Consider the following 7,466-nt stretch of genomic DNA (forward strand, 5'->3'; position numbering starts at 1 on the left):
ATTACCCACCCCGTTTCTCTAACATCGAGGGGTCGGCATTCGGGAGCAGATCATGAGCAGAGCGAAACGGCTGGGTAGCGAGCGGGCTTCGACATGGCAGGATCTGGTGGTTCTGAAATCGACGGAAACACTGCGCCGGACCTGGGAGAACCTCGTTCTCAATCCGCAACAGGCTGGTCGGCAGCAGGCAAGCGGCCAGAAGCTTCATCCCTGCTTCGATCCGCAGATCGGCCTGAACGTGCTGGCGCGCGCCGCGCTGATCCGCAACGTCATGAAGACCGAGATCCGCCGCGACTACCGCAATCAGGATACCGATCTTCCCGACGCTGCCTGGCAGATCGGCCTGGTCAACCAGACGCATGCCTACGAACTGTTTTCCGAGCGTGCGCTCGGGGAGAAACCGGACGGCTGGCTGCATGTCAATGCGCCGAACACTGCCAACCTCTACCACTTGAACTGGCGCAACAAGCTCTGCGACGGATTCCTGAGCGGGCCCTACACCGTGGGTGGTTTGAACGAGTGGTTCGACAGCCGCTACGCCAGCCATCTGCCCGGCGGCCGGATGACGGCACACCTGCTCTTCGAGACGCGCTTCATCGGCGGCGCCGCGATCGAGAACTACATCCGCTTCCTGCTGCACGGCCAGTATGTGCCCAGCGCCAACTCCACGCTCTCCTGCCACGAACCGTATGATGCTGCCGAGCTCGACCGGGATCACGAACGTCGCGACAAGCTCGAAAGTCTGCTCGCCGCACTCGAAGCGCTGGACAACGAGGGACGGCCGATCATCACGGTCTCCTGCAAGGGAAATCCGGCGGCGGGCTCACGTTTCGCGACCACCCTGGTCGCGCGACTCCGCGACCGGATGCGTTCCGCATGCTACATCCCACTGACAAAAAGTGGGCTCCAAGACAGGCCGAACGACCCCGAGCTTCAGGGCAAGTCGAACAGCCACGAGCCCCAAGGGAAGCTGAACGACCACGGGTTCCGTTCGGTCGTGGAGGCGCTGCATCGATTCATCACAGGAGAATCCTCGCTCGAATGTTCGCCGCAGGAACAGGGCGAGGCGGCGCTGGCCGAGATGGTGCGTCAGGTTCGCAGTCATCTGGTGAAGGTTCCGACGGTCTTCGTCTTCGATGGCTTCGCACCGGGCGTGTCCGCCTATCCGGCCTTGATCAGCTTCATTCGCGACGAGCCGATCGAGCGAATCCTGCGACTCCTGCAACACCCCGAGACGGAAGACTGGACCGGAGAAACCGGACAGGACATCGCGGTTTTCCGTCAGACCTGGTTCGTGGTGGTGGGCACACCACCCGAAAACTGGATGGAAATGCATCGCCGCTCGACCCTGGAAATCGGGTTCTCGGACCGCGATCAGATCGACTTGCTGAATCGTTCGAACATGCTCGCGCTCAAGGAAGCGCTCGGTGCCGCCGGATCATGTTCCTCATCGAGCGCCCGGGCGGAGAGCGAATGGCAGCTCAATGCCCTGAGTTTTCTGGCCCGAAAGGTCGGCGTCGACCTCAGCGTCGGGTACGCGCAGGCGCTCGAACAGTCGTTCAAGATCTATTGGCAGGGTTTGCGGCCCTGGCAGCGGCTTTACCTGCGCGCGCTCTCGCTGTCCGAATCGGGCCTGCGGTGGTCCACCGCGGGACAGATCTTCGAGGCCTACGTCCGGCTCAGTCGGGAGGTCGGCGCCTCGAACGCCGAGTACCTTGCCGCGAACAGCGTCGGCGCCGAGGAGTTCAAGAAGTTCATCGACGAGGAATGCCGCTGCGAGACCGCCGCGCCGCTGTTGTTCGAATACTGCGACGGGCCGGACGCGGATAGCTACGACATCTTCGATTTTCCGTCGCAGGCGATCAGCCGAGTGACCGACGCGCACCCCTGGATAATGGCACGGCACCAGAAGAAGGGCCGCTGGATGCAGACGGTGGACTTCGTCGACGTCGCGTTCAAGCAACTGGTCAAGCGTGTAACCACGCCCGGCGAGGCGGTGGTGATCCGCCGGATTCTCTCCGAGCTGTGCCTTCAGGCCTTTCGCGTGCGCCTTCGTCATGCGCGCTCTGCCCGACGGATCGATCGTCGCGCCGCCCGGAATCTGGCCGAGTCCCTGCTGCATGGCGTCATGTCGATCGAGCACCCGGCATCCGGGCGAAAGGAGAAGCGGGCCTTGCCGCAATACACGCTCGGGGAGATCCCGGCAGATCCGGAAGCGGCATTCTCGTTCCTGTATGGCGCGGTCTTCACCGATCTGTTCTGCGCCGGAGATCCGACCAACATTGCACGACTACACGGCAACGGAGAACTGCAACTCGAGATGCTGCTGCTGATGAGCGGTGCGATGGCCGTCGGCGGGCCGGAACGCGCCCTGGCGCATCCGGAAAAGAGCGTCTGCTCGCCGCCATGGTGGTCAAGTGCGCGCTCGCAGCGGGAACGGTTTCGACATCTGCTGGCGATTGCCGGCTGCGCGAAGCGGGCCGGACGCGCCGAGGTCATGGACGTCGCCCTGCGGCGCATCGAGGCACTCCATGCCGATCCGCCACTGCCCAACCTGGATCTGCTGGCTTTCCACAAGCTGGCAATCGACCACGCGCTGATGGTCCATGACGATAGCCGGCAGCAACGCCGGGCAGGGGTCGTCCTGCGCCGGAAGGTGCTTCGGGCCGTGGTGGCATGCGTCCAGCCCAGGGCCGACGCCAGCCAGCTGGACCGCATTGCCCGATCCCTGCAGCACGCGTTGCTGCACCTCAAGCGGGACGTCCGCCGGCATGTCGGCGAGCATCTCGACATCAAGTTGTCGAGCCGCGATATGGCGGACCGGGTCGCACTTGCCGGCGAGAGCATTCTCAAGGTGCTGCCCGCCCGCAAGCTGCCGCAGGAAACGCTGACCGTACTGACGCGCATGGCGAGGGCCGAAGCCGCCGCCGGAGACCGCGACCAGCGACAGGGCCGGATGCTGCATGCCCTGACGCGTCATGTTTCGGCGATCGCGATCTATTGGCTTTTCAAGGCCCTTGCCGTAAGGCTGCGCAAGGACAGCCCGGGTGCAATGCCCAGGGTCGGGTTCAGCGCGACCGCGGGTTACGTCCGTTCGGTCGCAAAGGTCACGGACCTCCTCACCGCACTGGACCGTGGCAACCATACCCAGTTTCGCAACCGGCTGTTGAAGACCGCGAGAGGCATGCTCGACACCTACACCCGGGAACAGGGAATGGAGAAGGCCGACCACATCGCGGCGCAGGTGCTCGAATGCACCTACGTGCGAACCGCGGCACCGTCCACGATCCAGTTGGCGAGAATCGTTCGGCCGGAGTTGCCCACCGGCGATGAGCGTCTGACCTCGCTGAGCCGCTGCCTGCAATGGCTCAGCGCCGCGGAGCGCGAAATGCTCTCCTTCAGCGGCCAACCCGGTCTCCGGGTCATGCTGTGCCGCGAGCGCATCCTGTGCATCGTCGACATGCTCAATCGTGTGGCCGAGCACGTCATGGACGAGAACCGGCGACGTTTGCCACGCAAGCTCAACGAAGGCGACGGCGCAGCCTTCCGGACCCTGGTCGACACCTTGATCAACGACCTCAGGCAGTACGCGAATTTCATCGCATTCATGGAAAGCTACTCGCCCGCAGGCCGATTCGTGATCGAGGAATGGACGCACGGCATACATCAGCTGCTGATGGCGGTGCGCGCCAGCCTCGCCCACTGGAAGGCGCGCGATGCAGGGCAGTACAACGATGCGCTGGACCTGTTGCAAGAGGTCGCGGCACAGAACTGCGTCGCCGAATGAATCCACCGACTGGAATCTGGCCGATCGATGCCCAAGGCCTCGCGGGCCGATACCGGCCGGCCCTCGAGACACGGAATCCTCGCCGGAAGCGCCCTGCACGATTCGACTACCATTGCGCTTCGACATCAAACCATTGGCACAGGAGACCCAACATGAGCGATCGCGAGCCGATCATCCCGTCCGGCATGCAGGCCGTCTATGACAACATCCACTACGCACCGGCCGTGCGCGTGGGCGATACCTTGTACATCTCGGGCCAGATCGGCCGCGACGGGAACATGCAGCTGGTGGAGGAAAAGGAAGCGCAGTTCGTCCAGACCTTCGAGAACATGAAGAAGGTCCTCGACGCCGCCGGCTTCGGCTTTGGCGACGTCGTCGACGTCACCAGCTTCCACACCGACATGCGCGACCTGCCGCTGTACATGAAGGTGCGCGACCGCTACTTCACCGCCGACTATCCCGCATGGACGGCGATCGGCGCCGCCCAGCTGTGCGGCGCGCCTGGCTATTTCCTCGAGGTCAAGGCCGTCGCCGTGCGCCGAGCCCGCTAGCGCAGGACCGGCGGGACAGGGCCGGGCTCGCCACCGGGATTCAAGCCGGCGGGCTCTGCCGTTTGATCTGCCCCAGAAGTCGTCGAGGTGACCTCCCGCCCGACGAGGACCGGGTCGCCGCGCCAGCTGGTGCGGCCGACAGTCACCGACTTTGGCCGAGAGCCATCGAGGCGGACCTATCCACCGATGGCGATGCCGAAGAGATGGCCCATGCCATAGGTGACGGCCGCCGCCAGGGCGCCGATGGCGAGCTGACGCAGGCCGCACCAGAATGCGCTGGCGCCGGTGAATACCGTGATCGCGGCACCGATCAGGAACAGTCCGAGCCCGCTCGACAGAGCGCTCGCGAGGACCGCCGCCTGCCCGTCGAGCACGAACAGGGGCAGCACGGGAAACAGCGCACCGAGCAGAAACACGCAGAATGACGAGGCCGCGGCAACCAGGGCGGAACCCCCCAGCTCGTCCGGATCGAGGCCCAGTTCTTCCCGGACCAGGGTGTCGAGCGCGGTGTCCTTGTTGTCGATCATGCGCTCGGCGATGCGGCGCGCCTCGTCGGGTTCGAAACCCTTGGCGCGGTAAATCAGCACCAGCTCCTCCTTCTCTTCGGCGGGCACCTGCTCGAGTTCGTCGACCTCGACCGCGATCTGCCGCTGGTAGAGTTCGCGGGCGCTTTGCACCGAGATCCATTCGCCCATGGCCATCGAACAGGCGCCGGCCAGCGTACCCGCTGCCGCCGTGGCAAGCAGCGCGGTACTGGAAAAGGCGGCACCGGCCACCCCCATGACCAGACTCAGCATCGACACCAGTCCGTCGTTTGCGCCGAGCACCATGGCCCGCAAGGCATTGCCGCCACCCACCCCGTGGCGTCCCTCGAGCTGGGCATAGCGGGTGCCGTTCCAGCCCCCGCCGGCGTGGTCGGCGAGATGCGCCAGCAGACGGGCGTGGCTGCGCTCCTGCGCAGGCATGGTGGTGCCGCCGGTTTCGCGCTGGTCATCGTAGACCGCGCGGTTGCTCGCCTCCTGCTGCATGACGGTCGGCAACACTGCGTTGGCACCGAGCCGGTGCGCGAACCAGATCATCAATCGGGCACGCCAGCTCGCCCGCACCTCGGGGGCATCGCCGCCGGCCCGCTGGATGTGCCGGCGCCAGAAGTTGGCGTGCCGGGTTTCGGTGTCGGCGAGCTTGCGATAAAGCGATGCAACCTCGGCCTTCGATTCGGCATCGGCCATGGCGGTATAGATCGCGGCGCTGTCGATCTCGTCCTGCAGATTGCGACGGTAGCGGCCGATGTCCGCGGGTGAAGGTGCGGGAGGTTTGACCATTGGTATTGGCATGTCGGTTCGGGATGTGCAGCATAGCGCCGACGCATTTGTTCCGGCCAGCCGGCGTGGGCGGCGCCACGATCAGCGCGCCGGCTGTGTCATCGCCGCCTCACCGATTCTCTCTTTCTCCTCACCCTTGCGCCGAGACTGATCGCTCGTCATGGCAAACCGGGTCACACCCACGCGACAGAACGCCGATAACTCTTCCGGCTCTCCAGCAGCCGCTTGTAACGATTGGCGCTTCGCGGGCAGATTCCATGTCGGCACGGGTCACTCAGAACCCACCACAGATGCCAGATATACGACTGCAGGTGATTCATCCCGGAAAGTCAAAAACACGATCCGTCTTGATTTGCAGGGGAGTCCGTATATGAGGGGTTAGGCGGAACGCGCAGCCTTGATGACTGCCTTTGCCGCCATGTTCATGAACAAGGCCAAGTTCATGTCGTAGATCGTGACCCGGCGCTGAGCATCCCAAGTGGTCAGCGAAACTGTGACGTGATTGAAGACATTGCGCCACTCTGGATGATGATCGAGCACGCGACAGTGATTTGAGACCAAAGCCATGAAATCCGCAGCTTGGTCGAAGTGCGGGAACTTGAAGGTTTTGACCAAGTAGCGAACCTCAGCGTTGCCGTAGTTGTCGACATACCATCCTTCGAAGTCGTCATAGCGCAGAATCTGCGCCAGTTCGGCATCCGGTAGTGGCTGGGTTCGTGCCTTGGCAAGGTCTGCCTTCGGATACTCATCTGCGTCAGGTCGCTTCTTCAAAGAGAGCTTGACTGCAAGTCGATCCAGCAGGGGACCGATCATCGTGGGCCAGCCCGCGTAGTCGATGTGCTCCGAGTGAAGAACAGTCAAAAAGTCGAGCCGAGTGGGAAGTGCGAATTGTCGAAAGTCGCGATCGCAGTCCGCAAAGAGAGGGACGAGGAGTCGGCGATTTTGACCGAATCTCTCGCCTTCAGGTAGGGCCAAGGGAGCTTCGTTTGAGTAGACCAGTTCCTCGACGACCCAATCTGTCGAAGGGCCCTCGGCGGGTTGCTCGCCAACTTTAGGCATCCATCGCTTGCCGATAAGGACAATCGTGGCATGTGCAGCGTCGATCAGTCCGCGCAGTCGATCGGGGAACGGATCCCCGGGTTGCATCTCCTCTACGTCAACGGACACGCGCACGAACTGCAGGCGTTTCTCGATCTCGTTCTTCAGGAGAAGGGCTATTGGCGCTGTGTCCTGCCGACGGTAACTGATGAAGAAGGTGAACGGTTGCATGGCTGGTCTCGGAGTGGCGTGCGACCGGTATCGTGCTGCCTAACGACGCTGTAGAAAAACCCGTTTCCGGGGCGAATCGGGACGGCCAAAAAAGCCGGCCGGATCAGGCATCTCATCCTTCAGCGTCCCCAGTTTCCGCCAATCTATCCTGCATACTCGTGATGCGCCAGCTTTTCGATGTTGGGCACCATGCAGTAGAGCTTCCATTGCCCGTCGAGCTTGCCCCGGTCTCGTAGCGAGAAGCGGGTCAGTCGTTTGTTGTGCCGCAGGTTTCCGAACACCGGCTCGACCGTGGCGAAGCGTGCGGCGATCATGCGCTTACCGATGTCCGAGCTGTCGACCCAGTACCGAATCGAAGAGAAAAACGACCACGTCGAGCACCTGTACAGGTCCATGTGGTCGGTTACGCTTGTCGCTGCCGGATGTAAATTGACACATGCTGCCGATTGAAAATTGATACACCAAGTAGGGAAGATCGGGGCTTTTTGGAGTCCCGTTGATCACAGACGAGGTGTATGTGGAAATCGAGGTCTTGAG

Annotated in this window: 6 protein-coding genes; 2 read left to right on the plus strand and 4 right to left on the minus strand. The window is 63.0% G+C overall.

Translation table 11 applies throughout. The features are described 5' to 3' along the window. Nucleotides 1–52 precede the first annotated feature (52 nt). Complete coding sequence (locus GQB03_RS18685) at nucleotides 53–3,787, plus strand: Ku family protein (protein WP_159692594.1); 3,735 nt, start codon at nucleotides 53–55, stop codon at nucleotides 3,785–3,787. A 152-nt stretch (nucleotides 3,788–3,939) separates the two neighbouring features. Next, nucleotides 3,940–4,338, plus strand: coding sequence for a RidA family protein (locus GQB03_RS18690; RefSeq protein ID WP_159692596.1), 399 nt, complete (start codon nucleotides 3,940–3,942; stop codon nucleotides 4,336–4,338). Between the two features lie 176 nt (nucleotides 4,339–4,514). On the opposite strand, the gene GQB03_RS18695 is transcribed toward GQB03_RS18690, so the two are convergent. The 4 genes from GQB03_RS18695 to GQB03_RS23315 form a co-directional block, all read right to left on the minus strand. Then, nucleotides 4,515–5,672: a VIT1/CCC1 transporter family protein gene (locus GQB03_RS18695; RefSeq protein ID WP_235027131.1), complete on the minus strand. Its 1,158-nt coding sequence runs from the start codon at nucleotides 5,670–5,672 to the stop codon at nucleotides 4,515–4,517. Nucleotides 5,673–6,038: 366 nt separating this feature from the next. Further along, a complete protein-coding gene (locus GQB03_RS18700; RefSeq protein WP_159692598.1) occupies nucleotides 6,039–6,929 on the minus strand; it encodes a 4a-hydroxytetrahydrobiopterin dehydratase in 891 nt (296 codons plus the stop codon). A 143-nt stretch (nucleotides 6,930–7,072) separates the two neighbouring features. Further along, nucleotides 7,073–7,243, minus strand: coding sequence for a transposase (locus GQB03_RS18705; protein WP_200832304.1), 171 nt, complete (start codon nucleotides 7,241–7,243; stop codon nucleotides 7,073–7,075). 4 nt (nucleotides 7,244–7,247) lie between these two features. After that, nucleotides 7,248–7,466, minus strand: a 219-nt coding sequence (locus tag GQB03_RS23315; protein ID WP_235027132.1) for a hypothetical protein, incomplete at its 5' end; no start/stop codon positions are given.

Source organism: Cognatazoarcus halotolerans (assembly GCF_009800965.1).
GTDB classification, from domain to species: domain Bacteria; phylum Pseudomonadota; class Gammaproteobacteria; order Burkholderiales; family Rhodocyclaceae; genus Cognatazoarcus; species Cognatazoarcus halotolerans.

Excerpts from the sequence above, each read along its gene's own strand:
- GQB03_RS18695 (WP_235027131.1), bottom strand. The coding sequence starts at position 5,672 with ATGCCAATACCAATGGTCAAACCTCCCGCACCTTCACCCGCGGACATC.
- GQB03_RS18685 (WP_159692594.1), top strand. The coding sequence starts at position 53 with ATGAGCAGAGCGAAACGGCTGGGTAGCGAGCGGGCTTCGACATGGCAG.
- GQB03_RS18690 (WP_159692596.1), top strand. The coding sequence starts at position 3,940 with ATGAGCGATCGCGAGCCGATCATCCCGTCCGGCATGCAGGCCGTCTAT.
- GQB03_RS18705 (WP_200832304.1), bottom strand. The coding sequence starts at position 7,243 with ATGATCGCCGCACGCTTCGCCACGGTCGAGCCGGTGTTCGGAAACCTG.
- GQB03_RS18700 (WP_159692598.1), bottom strand. The coding sequence starts at position 6,929 with ATGCAACCGTTCACCTTCTTCATCAGTTACCGTCGGCAGGACACAGCG.